Here is a 17,920-nt window from a genome sequence, read left to right as displayed (position 1 = left end):
ACATCTTGCTCATTCGGCCGGAACAAGGCGGCGCGCACCCGCGCCGCCATCAGCCAGAATATCGTCCGGATTGCGCAAGGGGCAGTCGTCCAGCGAAAGACAACCGCAGCCGATGCAGCCGGTCAGCTGATCCCGTAGCTGGATCAGGCTGTTGATCCGAAACTGAAGCATCTCCCGCCAGGACTGTGAGAACCTGCGCCAGTCAGCCGCCGTCGCCACCCGATCCTGCGGCAGATCCGCCATCGCTTCCCTGATGATGCTGAGCTGGATGCCGGCACGCTGCGCGATACGGATGATCGCGATACGCCGCAGGACGGCGCGGTGATAACGACGCTGGTTGCCGGCGGTTCGCCAGCCTTCTATCAACCCCTTCGCCTCGTAGAAATGAACGGTGGAAACGGCGACGCCGCTACGGTGCGCAACCTCTCCCACCGTCAGGCTGTGTTTAAACACACTATTTTCCATTCTGGCTCCTGTCTCCGGAACGATTTCCGCTCGGGAAACGCGGAAACATATTAAAGAGCAGCCGGTATAATTCCTCAACTATAGTTGAGGTCAATAGGCGAATGGTCAAAAAAAGAGGCGCCCGATGGGCGCCTCAGAAGTCTCATCAATTGGGCCGGGTTCAGAACTTCGCGGTCATGCTGATCCAGAAACGGCGACCTTCCATGACAGTGTTGAAATCGTCGGTGCCGACATCCTTGTCGAAGACATTGTAGACGGCCGCGTTGAGATCGACGTTTTCGGCCACAGCATATTTCGCGCCGATATCGAGGGTCGTGTAGGCCTCGTATTTGCGTCCGGCCTTGCCGTTGATCGTGACCGGCGTCCCATTGGTGCCGATGCGTGGGCCGGCATTGATTTCCGATCCGTGGTAATTCACCGAGGCCCAGGCTTCCAGCCCATCTATCGGCGTCACCCAGTCACCCCGCAGATTGGCCATATGCTCCGGTGTCCGCGCCAGCGGGAAACCTTCATAGTCGCCGGTTTTCTGTTCGGAATGCGTATAGGTGTAGTTGCCGCGCAGCGTCAGTTCCGGCGTGGCGTACCAGGTCGCCGTCAGCTCCACACCCTGAATGACCGCATCGTCGATATTGTAATTATACCAGAGGCGATAATTGCGGTCTTCGCTCCAGCGGGCCGGCGTTCCATCCGCATTGAGCACCAGCGCGTTGGAAATCTTGTCCTTGAAATCGGTATAGAAATAGGTGGCGCCGAGAGCAACGTCGCCATTATCCCAGAGCGCGGCCACTTCGTAGCTTGTGCTCTTTTCCGCCTCGAGGCCCGGATCGCCGATGATCACGCCGCACGTGCCGCTCGGGCCGTAAGTGCAACCACCGCCGCCGGTCGTATAGGCATAACCTGGCGCGATCTGGCGGATTTCAGGCGCGCGAAAACCGGTGGAAATGCCGCCCTTGATCGTCAGCTCGTCCGTGGCACTCCAGACACCGTAAAGACGCGGGCTGAAATGATTGCCGTATTTTTCGTGGTTATCGAGGCGAAGACCGCCCGTCAGTGCAAAATTATCGACGATGCGCCATTCATCCTCGACAAACAGCGCCCATTGCGTCGCCGAGAATGTCTCATCCAGATTGGTGCGACGTCCCGGATTCTGATCCGTCAGCCGCGCCTCGAAATATTGACCGCCCGTGACCAGCGTGTGGTTGCCGAAGAGTTCGAAGGGGGTGGTGAATTTGCCGTCGAGAACGGTGTTGCGCACTTCCGGAGAACGCGGATTTTCGGTGACACGACCCGTGCGGATGTTTCTGGTGAAATTGGTGCGCTCGGCCCATTCCTGCTGGAAGGAGAATTCGGACGTGGTGGGTCCCCACCGGCCGGTATGCGACAATGACCAATGGTCGCGCGTATTGGTATTGTAGGTGCCGTTGGCATCGGTTGCCGCCAGTGTGTCGCCGGGCTCGGCGCTGCGGCGCAGCCTGGTCTTGCCGCCTTCGAGATAAATGTCGTGGTCTTCGTTCGGCGTAAAGGTCAGGCGGCCGTTGAAATCATATTCCTTGGCGCCGGTAGTGCCGCTCAGAATACGGTCTTCGCCGCGATTGAAGCCCCTGCCCCAGACCTGAAGGCCCAGCTGATCCTTGAGGATCGGCCCGTTGGCATACCAGGAGACCTGGCCGCTATTGCCGAATTTGGAATGCTGCTGGACCGTGCCCTCGGTGGTAACAGAACCGGACCAGACATCACCGACCTTGCGGGTAATGATGTTGATGACGCCGCCCATGGCATCGGAACCATAGAGGGACGACATCGGGCCGCGCACGATTTCGATACGCTCGATAGCCGAAACCGGCGGCACGAAGCTTTGTTCGAAACCGGAATTACCGTTGGTGCGGGCGTCGCGGGTACTCTGCCGCTTGCCGTCAATGAGGATCAGCGTATAGGCGCCGGGCAATCCGCGAATGAAGATGTCCTTCTCATTGGCGATGCCGGTGACGGATACGCCCTGCACCTCGCGAAGGGCGTCCGTCAGATCGCGATACGAGCCCTTCTCCAGATCTTCCCGCGTCACGACCGTGATGCTGGCCGGAGCGTCCTTCACATTCTGCTCAAAGCCGGATGCGGTGACGACGATCTGCTGAAGAACGGTGTTTCCGCCAGATGCCTGCTGCGCGAAAGCGGGCGCAGCGAAGCTGAGCGCCGTTCCTGCCATTGCTGTCGAAAGACCGGCCTTTATTATTGTCGCGGCCATATCTCGACCGCGGTACTTCAATTCCATGTTACGCCCCCGCATTTAACTTGAGAATTTAACCCCACTTATTTAGGAGGGAGTGCAGGCGCAACGCGTTTGTTTTCGAACCGTTCTAAATTCCAGAAATTGCAAAAAGGGCTCCACCAATCGGCGGCGGAGTAAAAAAACAGCAAGATGACAACCGGCAAGAGAAAAGAACAATCAGCTTCCCCAACAAAGCCCGACAGGCTTGGACAGCTGAAATTACTTGTCGCTTTCGATGCTTTGCTGCGGGAGGGCAGTGTCAGCCGCGCGGCTGCCGGCATGGGACTGCCGACATCTTCGATGAGCCGGATATTACAGCAGCTGCGCGAAAAATACGGCGATCAGCTGTTCTTACGCACCGGCCAGGGTTTGCGCCCCACACCATTTGCCGAGAACATGCGGCTGCGCATTCGTTCGCTGGCGGCGGAGGCGGACAACCTTATCGATTATTCACAGGAAAAACCGGCAGCACCCGCAGCCGCCAATGCCAGCGGCTGGGAGCGCCCCGTCTTGATGAAGGCGCCGCCGCTTTCGCTTCGTCCCAGCGTTCTTCTGGAAGGACAACCGACACCTGAAAATATCGCGGATCGTCTCGCCCGCATCGGTCACAATGCCGATCCACAGCAGAGGCTCGCCAAATATATCGCGACCTCGGCAATGGGGGTCGGCAACAGCCGCCCGCTCAGCCAGACGGAGGCGATGGATGCGCTCGCAATCATTCTTGATGGCGATGCCGATCCGATACAGATAGGCGCGCTGCTTGCGACCATGCATTATCGTGGCGTAACCGCGGCAGAGCTTGCCGGTTTCATCGAAGCCATGTGGCAGCATATCGGAAGGGACCGGCAAGGGCCTGCTGCCGTCGATCTCGACTGGCCCGCCTATATGTCGCCCAAACATCGCGATGCGCCCTGGTTCCTGCATTCTGCCCGCCTTGTTGCCATGGCGGGATATAGTGTCCTGTTGCATGGCCATGTCGGCCAGGGGGAAAACGGCGGCAAGCTCGAACTTGCGGCTGAAGCCTGCGGGATTCCGCTCTGCCAGTCTCTCTCGCAGGCGGCCCGGGCCACAGCCTCAGAACGCATCGCCTACCTGCCGATCGGAGGTCTTTCCGCACAGTTTCAAAGCCTGCTCGGCCTATACGGCATTCTGGAAATGCGCCTGCCGCTTAATACGGTCGTGCATCTCCTCAATCCGCTTCGCGCCAGAAGCACCGTCATCGGTGTCGCCCGCCCCTCCTATCAGGAGCTTCATCGCGATACCGCGCGGCTGCTTTCGGTCGAGAATCTTGCCATTCTCGGCAATACACGGGACTTCGCGCAATTCACGCCGTTCCGCAGCACCCGGATTTTCGGCCTCTCGAGGGGCAAGGATGTTGAATTCATCATTCCCGCCCGCGAAATACCGCCCGCCGAAATGCCAACCATGTTCACGACTTTTGAATATTGGCGGGCTGTCTGGACAGGTGCCGCAAGGGACGAGAGGGCAGAAACCATCATCGTCTCTACCGCAGCCATCGCACTGATGCTGGTCAATGATATGGCTCTGCCGTTTGATGAGGCCTATGCGCGCAGCCTGCGGCTATGGCACGACAGGGCGCGCAATTTCGCCAGCGCCTGAGCTTTCAGGCATTGGCGACAGATTTTTTCAGCGCCAGATATTCCCATAGAGCAACCAGCAGCAGAATGCCCGTGCTTGCCAGTTGCAGCATATAAAGCGGTATGCCCGGCACCGGCAGAAGCAGACAGAATGCGGCAACGCCGGCGAAATGCGAGATGGGTCGCTGATAGGTGGCGGCTATCTTGACGCCGATATTGCCGGCAAGAAACAGGACAGGGCCGCCCAGAATGGCGATGGCCTCCCTCATCGTCGCAGCTTCATGGGCATGGGACAGGCTGAAATCCTCCCCCACCGCCGTCAGGATGATGCCGGCCACGATGGGCAGGTGCCCATAATTGAAAAGATTATGGGCAATCTTCGCCTTCTCATCGGCATGTTCGGCCTTTCTGGAAGCCTCTTCCTGTCCATGATGGAAATAGATCCACCACATTGCCACGGTGCTGACGAAGGCCGAACAGAAGACGATGAATGTCAGGCCGGAATTCATATATTCCGTGGCAGTGCGGCCCGTGGTGAGGATCGTTTCCCCAAGGCAGATAATAACGAAAAGAGCACATCGCTCCGCAAGGTGCTCGCCGGAGAGGTGCAGCCTGTCCGCATCGCTCGACTTCAGCCCGGGTACGACATAACGGCAGGCAGGCCCCGCATATTCGATCGCGAGTGCGATGCCCCATAACAGGATGCGATCAGTCAGATCGACAAGCCCGCCTGCCAGCCAGAAGAGGCTGGATATGACAAGCCAGATGGTCACACGCACGAAAACCAGAAAAGACTGCCGGTCTTCTCCCTTGAAGGCATAAAGCGCAAAAAGGCTGCGCCCCACCTGCATGGCGCTATAGATCAGGGCAAAGACGAAACCCTGTACCGCAAAGGCATCGGGCAGCGCGATAGCCAGCAGCCCCCCCCCGAACATCAACACGAAGAGGAGAATCCGGACCGGTTCCTTTTCCGTATTCAGAAGGTTGGTGATCCAGGTGGTGTGTATCCACAGCCACCACAACGACAATATCAGGATGCCCGCCTCAAGCGCTGCCGTCGGCCCGAAGTCCTTGGCAAGCGCATGGGAAAGCTGGATGAGTGCAAAAACAAAGACGAGGTCGAAGAACAGTTCAGGAAAGGTCGCTTTTTCAGCCTCCTGCCCCTCCCGTTTGATCCAGCTTCGTGCATCCGGTCTAGATCCGGACGTTTTGCTCTCGGTCCCCATTCTGCCCCTGTATATCAAGTATGAATTATTGCGATCGCCTTATTGCTGCAACAGAACGTCTTCTGCCGAAGAATCAATCGTCGAGACCCGGCCCGGGAACTGCAGCGCCCGCGCATTGTCGGGATAAAAACGAGGGCCCACCAGACGCACTTTCTTGCCCGCTACATCAACGATGTAGTCCGACGCAATATCCTTGGGCGAGAATCCGGCGCTATGGGTTTCTGCCCCTTGCAGAGTGCTAACCTCCATAGGCTGAGCATATGTTGGATGGGCCGCTACGGGGATGAGAATTGCCGTTAGAAAAAGAGGTTTGGAGAGCATCGGCGTATCCTGAAACAATTGATTGCGCCATAAACAGCCCTCACCGGGTTTGGTTCCGGTCACCTCTCAGCTATCCCCGTCCAGATAGGTGCGATATTGCACATAGTCGGCACTTGGCTTCCCATCGACAATTTCCGGCGGACGCCCCTCACCTCCGGTCAGATAACCGGTATTTTCAAGTCCCGTCTTCAAAAGCTTTTCAATGGCCATGTGCCGGGGCAAGGCACCATCCGCCATATAAAGAGCGACGGCCAACTCCATATCGTCCGAGAAAACCATAACACCAGCAATCCGTTGAAGTGATGAAATAGAACGCGGAACCTTCCTGAAGGTTCAATTTCAACGCTCTGGAGTGCGGCCTCTATGCGTTCCTTGGATAGTCACTTGTGAATTTGACGGATTGTTTCTCGCAGCCGCATCCGGCGAGATATCGTTTGAGCTTCGATCATAGTCCGGCAGGCTGTATTATGCATAAATGACGCTTTCCCGTCCGGACCACTGAATTTCCGCTTAAAAAACAGCCTGACTCAAGCGATTGAAACCAATGGCGGAAAACCGCAAACGAAAGCTAATTGGCACTTAGTTTTCATTACCTCGCATTAACCATAGCTCAGCCTTTGGCTGGATTTGCGCCTAGGCGTCACCAGCCTCACACCGAATCTTTCGAGTATCGAGAAAACGATGCAAATGTAACTTCAGACGGCGATTTCCGCAAGCTGCAGCGGCGTCGCTTCACCTGACGCCAACTCACCCTGTCATGCCCTTCTCCATCTCGCCTTTCCGCCCCCGCAGCTGCGCCTGGAGCATGGCCTGAAGATCGAACCCGCCTTCATGAGCCTTGCGTGTCAGATTGCGCAAATATCCGCCTAGCGAGCTTATCTGATCCGCCTTTTGCAGCAGGCAGGCGAGGATGGCTGCAGTTCCCTGCCGGCCGAAGGTCGCCATGGCGTCGTGATAGGCCGACTGGCTGATGTTGAACATGGTTTTGATCACCGATGTTGCCACCTCGAGATCACGCCAGCCGGTAATCGCTCCCCCAGGGGCATAGAGGGAAATATCCGGGCAAGCCTTCAAAACCAAAACAATATCAGGAACAAAAAATTGCTTATGAAGAACGGGCTTTGGCTGCTGCGGCGAAGGTTTCGCACTGGTGGGTGCGGCATATGATGGCTGGATGGTGACCGTGCCTGCAGGCGCAACGGCATCCGGTTCACGAAAATCCTGCGGTTTAGATATGGATTCGGATTCTGAATTCTTTATGAGGTGCTCATTTTGGCAGTCATTGCCGCCCGATTTTTCCGATTTTTCAATATTTTCCAGATAGTTGGTCACTTCTGCGCGCAAGGAAGCCAAAAATCCGGCGATTTCCTTGAGTTCAGCAGGTTTTGAATTGCGGCCAAGGGAACGCGCAATCGCATTGTAGCGAAGCTGGAATGTTTCGAAGGTCGCAACATCACCGCTTGCGGCAATCATTTCGCAAAGTTTCTGGATATCGCGGCGGCAAAGGCTGATGTTTTCACGAAGGCGCTGAAGATCGAGCCGTTCACGAAGGATGCGGTCTGCCAGTTCCTCGATTTCCATTTTGCGGGCAAGAAGCGGCGCCAGCGAAAAACCATAGGCTTCGCTGATTTCCCCACCCCTGTGTTTGCGGGCATAACGTTTTCCGTTCGGACTATCCTTGCGGATGATGAGACCGGCTTCGACAAGGGCCGAGAGATGCCGGCGCAAAGTCTGTTCGGCCATGCCATGGGCCCTGAGCGACAATTGCGTATTGGACGGGAAGACCACCAGTCCGGCTTCGCTGGAAAGTTCGTTTTTCGGATAGAAGCTCAAAAGCGCGTTCAATACCGCCAGAGAACGATCGGTCACGCCGAGCAACGGTCTCGCTTCACAGACCGAACGATAGAGTTTCCATTTATCGACCGCCTCGATCTTCTTGGTCTTTTGCGCGGCAAACTGGGTTGCGAGGACGCCAAACGACATCGCTCGCCGCCCAAAGGGCGTCGTTACACATGTGCTGTCCATGTCTTTCACCTTTCACAAGGCAAAAGAAAATCGCTCACCGAAAAATTCGATGCCAAGACTCTTGACTATGATTCGCGGAAATGAGATTCTTTGGGTGCTTAGATCAAAGAAAGGCTTCCGTGCGGCAACGTTCGGGGGCTTTTTTCTTTTGTGATGCGTCTCCTGTTAGTCGTTAGATTTAGAAATCACTGTTTGGACCGGTATTCGGCAAACAGCGCCTGAAGATGTTCAAGAACGAAATCGGCAAATTCCGGCGCTTCGTTCTTGTCGATGGATATGTCCAGCTTGCGATCGCTCTCCACGACCTTTGCCAGACGGCCGCCGCTTTCCGATGACCAGACACCGGTCTTTTTCGCCTGTGCCTTTGGCTTCAGGAAATCCAGAAGTGACTTGAAACGCTCTTCGGATAGAAGCGCGGCAACCGAAGGTTCCCTGACGTAAGCACGCGCCGCTTCCTTGACCTGCGATGATGAGAGTTGATCGGCCAGATCCATCCAGTTGCGGCGGCCGACGCTGGGGGCCGGACCGATCAGATCCACCAGATCCTCCGGAATGCGGCCGACAACCGACAGCATGTTGGAAAGGTCACCCTTATGCAGCGACATTGCCGCCATGATCGTGTCCCGGGGAAACCGCATCTGCAATTTCTGCGCAAACCGCGCCTTTTCAATATAGGTGAGGTCGCGGCGTTCGTTGTTTTCCTGTCCCTGGGCAACGACGAGCTGTTCGTCGCTGAGATCGCGGACGACGGCTTTGACGGGAATACCGAGGCTGGAAACGGCACGCAGGCGGCGATGACCGAAAGCGACCTGATAACGGCCCGGAAAATCGGGATGAGGGCGCACCAGAATGGGGACTTGCTGCCCCTGCTCACGAATGGCTTCCACCAGACCTGCATCCGCCTCTTCCGATGCTGGCATGCGATCGGGAATGAAGGACGGATCGATATCGGCTGGGCTGAGGGAAACGATCGTCAGGCCCTCTGCAAGCTGCCTTTCGATCTCTTCAGCACGCTTGGCGCGTTCAGATACTTCGTTCAGCGACTGGCCGATCATACCGACCGGAGAATTGACGACATCCGTCACCAGTTCTGGAGAACCGAGGATAGGGCGGATGCGTGGTCGCGACCGCTCCGGTGTAGCATCATTATTGTCGGTGCCCGGCGTGCCGAGATTGGCGAAAATCTGTTTTCTGCTCATGCTGCCCTACCCCACGCTTTCTTAATCAGTCCTTCAATTTCACCGTTGACGTTATTCATGGCTTCAAGCGCGCGATCATAGGTCGAGCGGGTGAATTGCGTTCTTTCCACTTCAAACAGCGTCTGGTTAGTCAAACCCGCATCCGAGACGGCGGTGCTCTTCAGCATTGGGTGAATGAGGACGTTTTCACCGAAGATAGAGCGCAGGAAAGCGACCATCTGGTTTTGCGGGCCGTCGCTCGGTTCAAAACGGGTGATGAGATAACGCATCCAATTATAATCGGACCTTGCACCGGCCCTGCCGATTTCCGCGAGAAGATCGCCCGTCATGGCCAGAAACTGGTTCATGGACATCACATCCAGCATTTGCGGATGAACGGTGACCAGAACCGATGTCGCGGCCGTCAGTGCTGAAAGCGTAAGGTAACCGAGTTGTGGCGGGCAGTCGATGACGACGACGTCGTAGAAGTTCTGAGCCTGGGCGATTGCCTGGCCGATACGGGCGAAGAAAAGCGTATCGCCCGGCGCGCGGCGCATCAGTGCGCGCGGCGTGTCGTGTTCAAACTCCATAAGTTCCAGATTGCCAGGAACGATATGAAGGTTGGGAATATAGGTGCCGCGAACGATCTCAGCCATCGGCCGGCGCTCATCATCGTATCGGATCGCGCCATAGAGTGTTTCGTTCGGCCCGACATCAATCTCCGGCTGGTGGCCGAAGAGTGCGGACAGACTTGCCTGCGGGTCGAGATCGATGGCGAGCACCCGATAGCCGCGAAGCGCCAGATATTGCGCCAGATGCGCGGATGTAGTCGTCTTGCCCGAACCACCTTTGAAGTTCATGACGGCGATGACCTGCAATTCTTCACCGTCGCGACGATGGGGCAGGTAGCGGCGTGTGCCACGTGCGCCCTGATCGAGAAGCCGTCTGATCTCATCCATGTCCTCGACCGAATAGGAACGGCGGCCGGAAGCCTGCGCCGCATCCAGCTCGGGACGCTCGGCAGCGATCTGGCGAAGATAGGCTTCGCCGATGCCAATAAGCCGGGCAGTTTCAGCAGGCGAGAAATGGCGCATACTCTTTTCGGTATGGGGTGAAAACGTATTTGCGTTATGCGCCTGCAATTGGGCTGACAACGCAGCCGAATGCTGTTGTATAAGGCCCGTTAGGTCGGGTGCCCCTGCAGCAAGTCTTGAGTCGGCACTCTGTGTCATTTGTCTTCTTTCGCTCGATATTGCAGTAGCGGTTTTTTTCGAAAAAGGCGGTTTTTTCCGCAACTGAGATATAAGCGCCGATTCTCTTTTTGGCGCAATAGGCTTTTTTCTCAGATACAAAAGAGCCTCTAAGGCATTGTGGAAGAATCAGATTTGCCTTTTATGACAGTTTGACGGTTAGCCGCGGCTAACTTGGCATCCTCTTGATGCAATCAGGCAAGTTTTTCTCACTATCCCGGCTCGACGAGGGAGGTGTGCGAGAAAGTTTGCCGCGGCTAACTTTGGTATCCCCAGCAAACTGATCGGCTCGAGTGGCGGAAAGTGAAGGGTGGACATTCGCAGGTGTTTAATCTCTACTCCCTGACTAGGGTATCAACGAGGTCGCCACCCATCGACCATGTTCATGCTGTTGCAGGTTGGAGGAATAAATGTCCTATGATGTCGCTATCGTCGGGTCCGGTTTCTCGGCCATCTGTACTGTCGCTCATCTTTTATCCTCGCTGCCAGCGGATGCTTCGGTGGCCATTGTCGGCGACGAGTCGGATTTCGGTCGTGGCACGGCCTATCGCACGGAGCTGCCCTATCATCGACTGAATGTGCCGGCAGGGCGAATGAGTGTGTTTCCGGATCGGCCTGATGACTTTCTTGGCTGGTTGACCGAAAACGGGATTGGGCAGGATCCGTTGTTGTTTGCCTCGCGCGGGGATTATGGTCTCTATCTAAGAGACAGGCTGGCCTCGTTGCTGCGCAGCAGGGACCAGCGGGCACGGGTAGATTTCATCCGCGCAAAGGCCTCCGCCTGCCGGCCGGATGGTGAGGGCGGATTTTCTTTCACCCTGGAGAATGGCGAAACATTGCGCGCGCAGAATGTTGTCTTATGCCTGGGTGTTGGCGCCGCGGGTTTGCCGGTGCAAACCGTCGCGAAAGAGGAAGAGAGGTTGCCGCGCATCATTGGTCATTGCTGGCAACCCGGATGGCTGTCGAGAGTGAAGGCGGGAGATCGCATCTGTATTCTCGGCTCCGGTCTGACGATGATCGACCAGGTTCTGACCCTGAGGGGAAAAGGCCATCGCGGTCCTATTCATGTCCTGTCTCGACGCGGTTTGGTACCGCATCCTCACGTCAGCCCGCCACCTGCCTCTACTATTCCGCATTTGCCTGAGAGGTCGACGGAAATCAGCCGGCTACTGCAGTCGTTGCGCAAACAGGTGAGAGAAGGCGCGCCATGGCGTACAGTGATGGATGGCTTACGACCAAGGACACAGGCATTGTGGCAGAGCCTGACAGCTGAGCAGCGCAGCAGGTTTCTGCGGCATGCTTTACCCTGGTGGAATATTCACCGGCACCGTATCGCGCCTGAAGTACACAAGGCCTTTGAGAAACTCCTCGCTGAGGGCGTTCTGGAAATCCATGCAGGTTACCTGGGCTCTCTCGAGGAGCAGGATGAAGGGATCACGGTCTCTTATCGCCGCAGGCATACGCAGATCGTCAAGGAGTTTCAGGTCGACTGGGTCGTGAATTGTACCGGTATGGAGCGAGCAGGGATTGGCCATTCACGTCTTCTCGAAACCATGCAGGGTGATGGCGTCCTTCTCCTCGATCCTCTTGGGCTAGGAGTCGAGGTTGATGCCCAATCCCGTCTGATAAGGGCGGATGGGCAATACTGGCCAGGCCTTTTTGCCGCCGGCGCGCTGACGGCGGGTCGCTTCTGGGAAATTACGGCCGTTCCGGATATTCGTGTACAGGCTCAGAAAATTGCCGAGGCCGTGACGGAAAGAATAACGTCTAACGGACGGATGTCTGCGCTCGGTTGACGTCAGTGACGGGTCGGCCAGGAGTACATTGGGGCTGTAGATGCGACACTCAATGTTCAGTGCATTATGAAGTTTGCCGCGGCAAACTTTCACGTCTTATTGCAGCGGATCCATTGTTTTGGTTGGTTGCCGTCCAGATTGACTTCATATGGAGGCCCCATGTCGAAAGGATGCGCGCTGTCCCGTCGCGATATGATATTTACGTATTTGCTAAATAATTTACATCACTTGTGGAATATGGCCGCAAAACAGGCTATAAATCCGAAAAAATGTGAAATTGATGAAAATTATTTGCGAGGCATCTATGGAAAAGCAGAGGCTGGTAAGATTCGAGACGGCAGATAGCCAGGCAGGTGGCCAGCGCCGCCCCTTCGCCAAAGCCGTCAGGGCAGGGGATTTTGTCTATGTGTCCGGTCAGGTGCCGACCGTCGATGGCGAGGTCGTGACCGGCGGCATCGTGGCGCAGACCGAGCAGGTCGTGGCCAACATCAAAGCTGTTCTGGAACTCGCCGATTGCACGCTCGCTGATGTCGTCAAGGTCAATGTCTGGCTCGATGATGCGCGTGACTTTTCGAGCTTCAATGCTGTTTTCCAGAAATATTTCATCGATCATCCGCCGGCGCGATCAACCGTTCAGTCGCCCCTTATGGTCGATGCCAAGGTGGAAATGGATGTTATTGCCTACAAGCCGCTGGCTTGATGCCCGATATTTCTGATTTTTGAGAGCATATGATGACCTATCCCTGGCCTGATGAAGGTACACCACTCGACGCCATTTCGACACCAATGCCGGTGATCGACGAGGACCGGCTTGCTGCCAATATTCTCAAGGCGCAATCCTATCTCAACGGCCATGGCAAGGCTTTCCGTCCCCACATCAAGACGCACAAGATACCGGCTATCGCGAGACAGCAGCTTGAGGCCGGCGCCATCGGCATCAATTGCCAGAAAGTCAGCGAAGCGGAGGTTTTCGCGGATGCGGGGTTTGACGATATCCTGATTACCTACAATATCATCGGCCCGGCAAAACTTGCGCGGTTGCAGGCGCTCAACGCCCGTATCGGCGGACTGAGCGTTGTTGCCGATAGCGCCGTGACGATTGCCGGACTTGCCGGAACATTCAATGCGCAAAGACCGCTTGCGGTGCTCGTGGAATGCGATACGGGCGGAAAGCGCTGCGGTGTGCAGACCCCGCAGGCCGCATTGGAACTTGCTGAAAAGATCGTCGCGGCACCGGGTCTCGAATTCAGGGGCATTTTGACCTATCCAGCTCCCGGCGGAGCGGAAAAGGTGGAAACCTTTATCAGCGAGACCATGGCGTTGCTGGCGGTAAAAGGTATCAACTGCCCTGTCCGTTCAAGCGGCGGCTCGCCGGATTTCTTCTCCGCTCACCTCGTTCCTTCCGCGACCGAGCACCGGGCGGGCACCTATGTCTATAATGACCGTTCGATGCTGCGTGCCGGACATTGCACCGCCGGCGATCTGGCGATGCATGTCCTTGCCACCGTGGTATCGAGACCCACGGCCGATCGCGCCGTACTTGATTGCGGCTCGAAAGCCCTGACCTCCGATCTTCTGGGTTTCAGCGATTACGGGATGATCGAGGGATATGAGGGCGCAAAAATCATTTCGCTTTCGGAAGAGCATGCGGTCGTCGATTTGTCGGCCTGCGGCTCGGCCCGGCCTGAAATCGGTGACGTCGTCAGGGTCGTGCCGAACCACACCTGTGTCGTCAGCAATCTTTTCGACCGCATGGTTTTCCATCGAAATGGTCTGGTGACGCGCGTGGAGGAGGTCGCGGCACGCGGCACCGTCTGGTGATGTTACCCGGCTAATTAAATTGCGAAACGGGTGCTGCTGACAGGCGGGCACCGGCAAAGAGAATCACAGTCATGCGCATATTCACGGCATCGCTTGCCACCGAGACCAACACGTTTTCACCTGTTCCAACGGATATGGATGCTTTCCGCGCCGCCTTTTATGCCGGGCCGGGCGAACATCCGGAAACGCCGACACTCTGCTCCTCGCCGGTGCCAATTCTGCGCCGCCGTGGCAAGGCGGAAGGGTTCACGGTTATCGAGGGAACGTCCTGCTGGGCGGAGCCGGCTGGACTCATCCAATGCCAAACCTATGAAACGCTGCGCGATACGATTCTTGCGGAGCTTACGGCGGCTTTGCCGGTCGATGCGGTGGTTCTTGGTCTTCATGGCGCCATGGTGGCGCAGGGTTACGACGATCCGGAAGGCGATTTCCTGTCGCGCATCCGGGCGCTTGTTGGACCCGATGTGTTGATAGCGGCGGAATTCGATCCCCACAGCCATTTAACGGCGCTGAGGGTCGCCAATCTTGACATCATGGCAACGTTTCTTGAATTCCCGCATACGGATTTCGAAGAGCGTGGTGAGCATGTGGTGGATATGGCGCTGCGGACCCTGCGTGGAGAAATCAGGCCGGTTATTTCCACTTTCGACTGCCGGATGATTACGATTTATCCCACCAGCCGTGAGCCGATGCGGTCTTATGTCGACCGCCTGAAGGCATTGGAAGGCAAGGATGGCATCCTTTCCGTTTCGGTCATTCACGGGTTTATGGCGGGTGATGTACCGGATATGGGCACGCGTATAGTCGTCGTAACCGACAATGACAGGCAAAAGGGCGACGTACTGGCCGAAAAACTCGGCCATGAGCTTTATGCCATGCGCAAGCTGACGGCCATGCCGATGCTCGATACGGAAGCCGGTCTGGACAAGGCCCTTACGATCCGCGGCAATAATCCAGATATGCCGGTGGTGATTTCGGATATATGGGACAATCCTGGCGGTGGCGTTGCGGGGGACGCGACCCATATTCTGCGGCGCATGGTGGAGCGCGGCATGGACAAGATCGGCGTTGCAACGATCTGGGATCCGATTGCCGTGTCGTTCTGTCATGCGGCAGGTGAGGGCGCCGAAATCGATCTGCGCATCGGCGGCAAATCCAGCCCTGAAGGCGGTGAGCCGCTGGATTTCCGGATAAGGGTAATGCGCACTGCGGAAGCGGGCTGGCAGAGTTTCCGCAACAGTCGCGTCACGCTCGGCCGTGCCGCCGTTGTAAGGCCGGTTGGAACAGAGATTGATATCATTCTCATTACCAGCCGTACGCAAACTTATGAGCCGGATATCTTTTCCAATCTCGGCATCGATTTTGCCGCGAAAGATGTGCTCCTGGTGAAGTCCACCAACCACTTCCATGCCGGTTTTGCGCCGATTGCCTCAGAGATCGTTTATATCGCCGCGCCCACATCCTATCCGACCGATCCGGCAAAAACAGCCTATCGCAAGGCAAGCCTGCAGCTCTGGCCAAGGATTGCAGATCCGCTGGGGCTGGATTGAGGCTGCGGGCTTCAGGCCCGCTGCAGCGTAATCAGAAAGAAAGTGCCTTCATCATGCCCGGCCTCGATGGTGAAGGGCATGTTGTTCTCCATGAAAATGCCATCCAGCTTATCCAGCCGGACAAGCCCGTTATTGACCGAGATAGTTACAGGATCGAGCGCGAGAACCAGCCTTGTGCCCACTTTAGCTTCGGCCGAATAGCTGCCGACAAGCCTCTGGACGTTGTGGGTGAAGGATGAGCGACGGGTCATGATGTTCAGGTCGACGATTGCGCCATCCATCAAGGTGGCGTCCACCGGAACATCCGCGGCGAAGGGGAGGGGCGTGCTCTTCGTCGTCAACGGCACCGGCTCATGCCCCGCAATCGCAAGTGCCATGCCGTTACCTTTGATAATCGCAAGCGTACGGTCTATGCCGGGGAAGCTGGAAAACGGTCCATCCTGAGCAACGGTCGCCATGCTGATGCGCCAGTCAAATGCATCGACGGAAGCGCCAGGCGGGTGGATGGCGATTTCCACCGTAACGCCGCCGCCGTTCTTCCACGGCATGGTCTTGTATTCGGAAGCGCGTACTATTTTCATGTGATATCCAAAATCAGTCTTGGTGGATCAGGCGACAGAGGATTGTCATCAGCGATCATTCTCGATGCGCTGCTCAAGCATTCTCTGGGCCGCTTTTAGATCGGACAGCCGGCCGGCGACCTTTTCGATGGCGGCAATGGCAAGGTCGCTGGCGACATAATCGGATTTATGCCCGAGATTGTGCACGACGATCAAAGTGGAGCCGCTGATATCTCTGGCGAGATGGCGGGAATGCACGTCCGGCGAGACGATGGTGTCCGTATCTCCCGTTATGATGACAGTCGGCGCCTTGATGCGCGGATACTCCAACGAAGCTCCACGCGCCCATTCATTGAGGGCCGCGACCTCCTGGGCGTTATGCCGAAAAGCCCTGGGTCGCAGGGCCGCGACGGCATGCGTCGCCTCCACATAATCGGCAGGCCTGTGGTTGGGTGCAAAAACGCCACGTGTTGCCTGATCCAGCGCCAGAAGACCGGCCGGCGGAGCAATGAAGGTACTGAAGAGCGGGCCGCTGAATGGCGCGTTTGCCGCTGTATAATACCAGGCAATTCCGCCTTGCCACGGATAGACAGCGGGAGACAGGAATACGAGGCCCGCAACCATGTCCGGATGACGCACCGCAAGTGATGCCGCGATGGCGCCGCCAAAGGAATGACCGACGACAATGGCTCTCGGCACGCCGCGTTTTTTCATAAGCTGCGCGATGGCGTCGGCTTGCCCGTCCGGGAGAATATTCCTCTTGCCGCCAATGTCCGAGTTGCCGTGCCCCGGCCTGTCGACAAACAGCAATTTTGCCCTGCCTCCAAGCTTTTCGAGAAACGAGAACATCGGATCGTAAAGACTGGCGCTCGCCCCGTGGATAAAGAGGATCGGCGGGAGTTCTGCTCTCTTTCCGGCTTCGACCAGCACGCTGTTCAGCTTGTAGCCGCCAACGTCGATCCGCACCGGCATGATGAGCTGATTTTCAGACGCCATGGCATGGTTGGCGGATACCGGGAGAAGCGCTCCAAACAGAAGGGTAAAGGCAAGCGGAAGGAATCTCTGCGCCATTCGTCGATCTACCATGTCCTTCATGCTCGCCCTCACGGTTAGCGCGGCTTTCCGACGAGCATAAAGCCGGTCGGTTAAAAACAGCAACGAGCAAAGCCGCAGACAGAGAAGAAGTTCCGCGGGCTGCCGGTGCGGCATTGGAACCGATCATTCCCGACGATTCGCTAATGCGCGAAGGGCTGGCGCGGCCATCCTCTCCAATCTGACAAGCGGCGCAGTGTTCTGCCTGCGCCGCTTTGTCTTTTTAGTTCCCGAGAATTCCAGGCAGGCGCAGGCCCTGTTGCTTTGCGCAATCGAGGGCGATCTCGTAACCGGCATCGGCATGTCGCATGACGCCGGTTGCCGGGTCGTTAAACAGCACGCGTTCAAGCCGCCTGGCCGCATCGTCCGATCCATCGGCGCAGATGACGACGCCCGAATGCTGGGAAAAGCCCATGCCGACGCCGCCGCCGTGATGCAGCGATACCCAGGTCGCACCCGATGCCGTATTGAGCAGCGCGTTGAGCAGCGGCCAGTCGGACACGGCATCCGAGCCGTCCTGCATCGCCTCGGTCTCCCGGTTCGGCGAGGCGACCGAGCCGCTGTCGAGATGATCGCGGCCAATGACGATCGGAGCCTTCAGCTCGCCGTTCCTGACCATTTCATTGAAGGCAAGCCCGAGGCGGTGACGGTCGCCAAGCCCGACCCAGCAGATGCGGGCCGGAACACCCTGGAAAGCGATGCGCTCGCGCGCCATGTCCAGCCAGTTATGCAGGTGTTTGTTATCCGGCAGCAATTCCTTCACCTTGGCGTC

At 57.0% G+C, this 17,920-nt stretch carries 15 protein-coding genes and 1 pseudogene; 5 read left to right on the top strand and 11 right to left on the bottom strand.

Annotated features, from left to right (window positions below):
* Positions 1–9: 9 nt before the first annotated feature.
* Together soxR and AC1ROR_RS12835 are read right to left on the bottom strand one after the other, a co-directional pair.
* A complete protein-coding gene (soxR, locus tag AC1ROR_RS12840) occupies positions 10–465 on the bottom strand; it encodes a redox-sensitive transcriptional activator SoxR (protein ID WP_035225210.1) in 456 nt (151 codons plus the stop codon).
* A 160-nt stretch (positions 466–625) separates the two neighbouring features.
* Positions 626–2,734 (bottom strand): TonB-dependent receptor domain-containing protein, encoded by a 2,109-nt coding sequence (locus AC1ROR_RS12835; protein ID WP_498589618.1) that lies wholly within the window; start codon positions 2,732–2,734, stop codon positions 626–628.
* Positions 2,735–2,881: 147 nt separating this feature from the next.
* On the opposite strand from AC1ROR_RS12835, the gene AC1ROR_RS12830 reads away from it, so the two are divergent.
* Positions 2,882–4,351, top strand: coding sequence for a glycosyl transferase family protein (locus tag AC1ROR_RS12830; RefSeq protein WP_498589617.1), 1,470 nt, complete (start codon positions 2,882–2,884; stop codon positions 4,349–4,351).
* A gap of 4 nt (positions 4,352–4,355) precedes the next feature.
* On the opposite strand, the gene AC1ROR_RS12825 is transcribed toward AC1ROR_RS12830, so the two are convergent.
* The 6 genes from AC1ROR_RS12825 to repA all read right to left on the bottom strand — a co-directional run bounded on the left by AC1ROR_RS12825 (position 4,356) and on the right by repA (position 10,311).
* Positions 4,356–5,555 carry a low temperature requirement protein A gene (locus tag AC1ROR_RS12825; protein WP_498589616.1) on the bottom strand — a complete coding sequence of 400 codons (1,200 nt, stop codon included), beginning with the start codon at positions 5,553–5,555 and terminating at the stop codon, positions 4,356–4,358.
* A 39-nt stretch (positions 5,556–5,594) separates the two neighbouring features.
* A complete protein-coding gene (locus AC1ROR_RS12820) occupies positions 5,595–5,939 on the bottom strand; it encodes a hypothetical protein (RefSeq protein WP_498589615.1) in 345 nt (114 codons plus the stop codon).
* 3 nt (positions 5,940–5,942) lie between these two features.
* The gene (locus tag AC1ROR_RS12815) at positions 5,943–6,155 is read right to left on the bottom strand and encodes a hypothetical protein (RefSeq protein WP_498589614.1); all 213 of its coding nucleotides are present in this window, start codon (positions 6,153–6,155) and stop codon (positions 5,943–5,945) included.
* Positions 6,156–6,623: 468 nt separating this feature from the next.
* Positions 6,624–7,859, bottom strand: coding sequence for a plasmid replication protein RepC (gene repC, locus AC1ROR_RS12810; protein WP_498589613.1), 1,236 nt, complete (start codon positions 7,857–7,859; stop codon positions 6,624–6,626).
* Positions 7,860–8,086: 227 nt separating this feature from the next.
* Entirely contained in the window at positions 8,087–9,100 is a 1,014-nt protein-coding gene (repB, locus tag AC1ROR_RS12805; protein WP_035225245.1) for a plasmid partitioning protein RepB, read from the bottom strand.
* The gene (gene repA / locus AC1ROR_RS12800) at positions 9,097–10,311 is read right to left on the bottom strand and encodes a plasmid partitioning protein RepA (RefSeq protein ID WP_080838696.1); all 1,215 of its coding nucleotides are present in this window, start codon (positions 10,309–10,311) and stop codon (positions 9,097–9,099) included. Before repA ends, repB begins: the two co-directional genes overlap by 4 nt.
* A 428-nt stretch (positions 10,312–10,739) precedes the next feature.
* On the opposite strand from repA, the gene AC1ROR_RS12795 reads away from it, so the two are divergent.
* From AC1ROR_RS12795 to AC1ROR_RS12780, 4 genes are all read left to right on the top strand, one after another.
* Positions 10,740–12,125, top strand: coding sequence for an FAD/NAD(P)-binding protein (locus AC1ROR_RS12795; protein WP_498589611.1), 1,386 nt, complete (start codon positions 10,740–10,742; stop codon positions 12,123–12,125).
* Positions 12,126–12,429: 304 nt separating this feature from the next.
* Complete coding sequence (locus tag AC1ROR_RS12790) at positions 12,430–12,825, top strand: RidA family protein (protein ID WP_498589610.1); 396 nt, start codon at positions 12,430–12,432, stop codon at positions 12,823–12,825.
* A gap of 32 nt (positions 12,826–12,857) precedes the next feature.
* Positions 12,858–13,946, top strand: coding sequence for a D-TA family PLP-dependent enzyme (locus tag AC1ROR_RS12785; protein WP_498589608.1), 1,089 nt, complete (start codon positions 12,858–12,860; stop codon positions 13,944–13,946).
* 71 nt (positions 13,947–14,017) lie between these two features.
* Positions 14,018–15,496: a M81 family metallopeptidase gene (locus tag AC1ROR_RS12780; RefSeq protein WP_498589607.1), complete on the top strand. Its 1,479-nt coding sequence runs from the start codon at positions 14,018–14,020 to the stop codon at positions 15,494–15,496.
* Positions 15,497–15,507: 11 nt separating this feature from the next.
* Here AC1ROR_RS12780 and AC1ROR_RS12775 read toward each other — a convergent pair whose 3' ends face one another.
* The 3 genes and pseudogenes from AC1ROR_RS12775 to AC1ROR_RS12765 all read right to left on the bottom strand — a co-directional run.
* A complete protein-coding gene (locus AC1ROR_RS12775; RefSeq protein WP_498589605.1) occupies positions 15,508–16,077 on the bottom strand; it encodes a HutD/Ves family protein in 570 nt (189 codons plus the stop codon).
* Between the two features lie 48 nt (positions 16,078–16,125).
* Positions 16,126–17,127 (bottom strand): alpha/beta fold hydrolase, encoded by a 1,002-nt coding sequence (locus tag AC1ROR_RS12770; protein ID WP_498589604.1) that lies wholly within the window; start codon positions 17,125–17,127, stop codon positions 16,126–16,128.
* Positions 17,128–17,371: 244 nt separating this feature from the next.
* A pseudogene (locus AC1ROR_RS12765) lies at positions 17,372–17,920 on the bottom strand (urocanate hydratase); the annotation flags it as partial.

This window comes from Agrobacterium sp. GW821-FHT14E08, from assembly GCF_058803865.1.
Note: the sequence above shows the minus strand (reverse complement) of the source record. Positions and strands in the feature narration are given on the sequence as shown.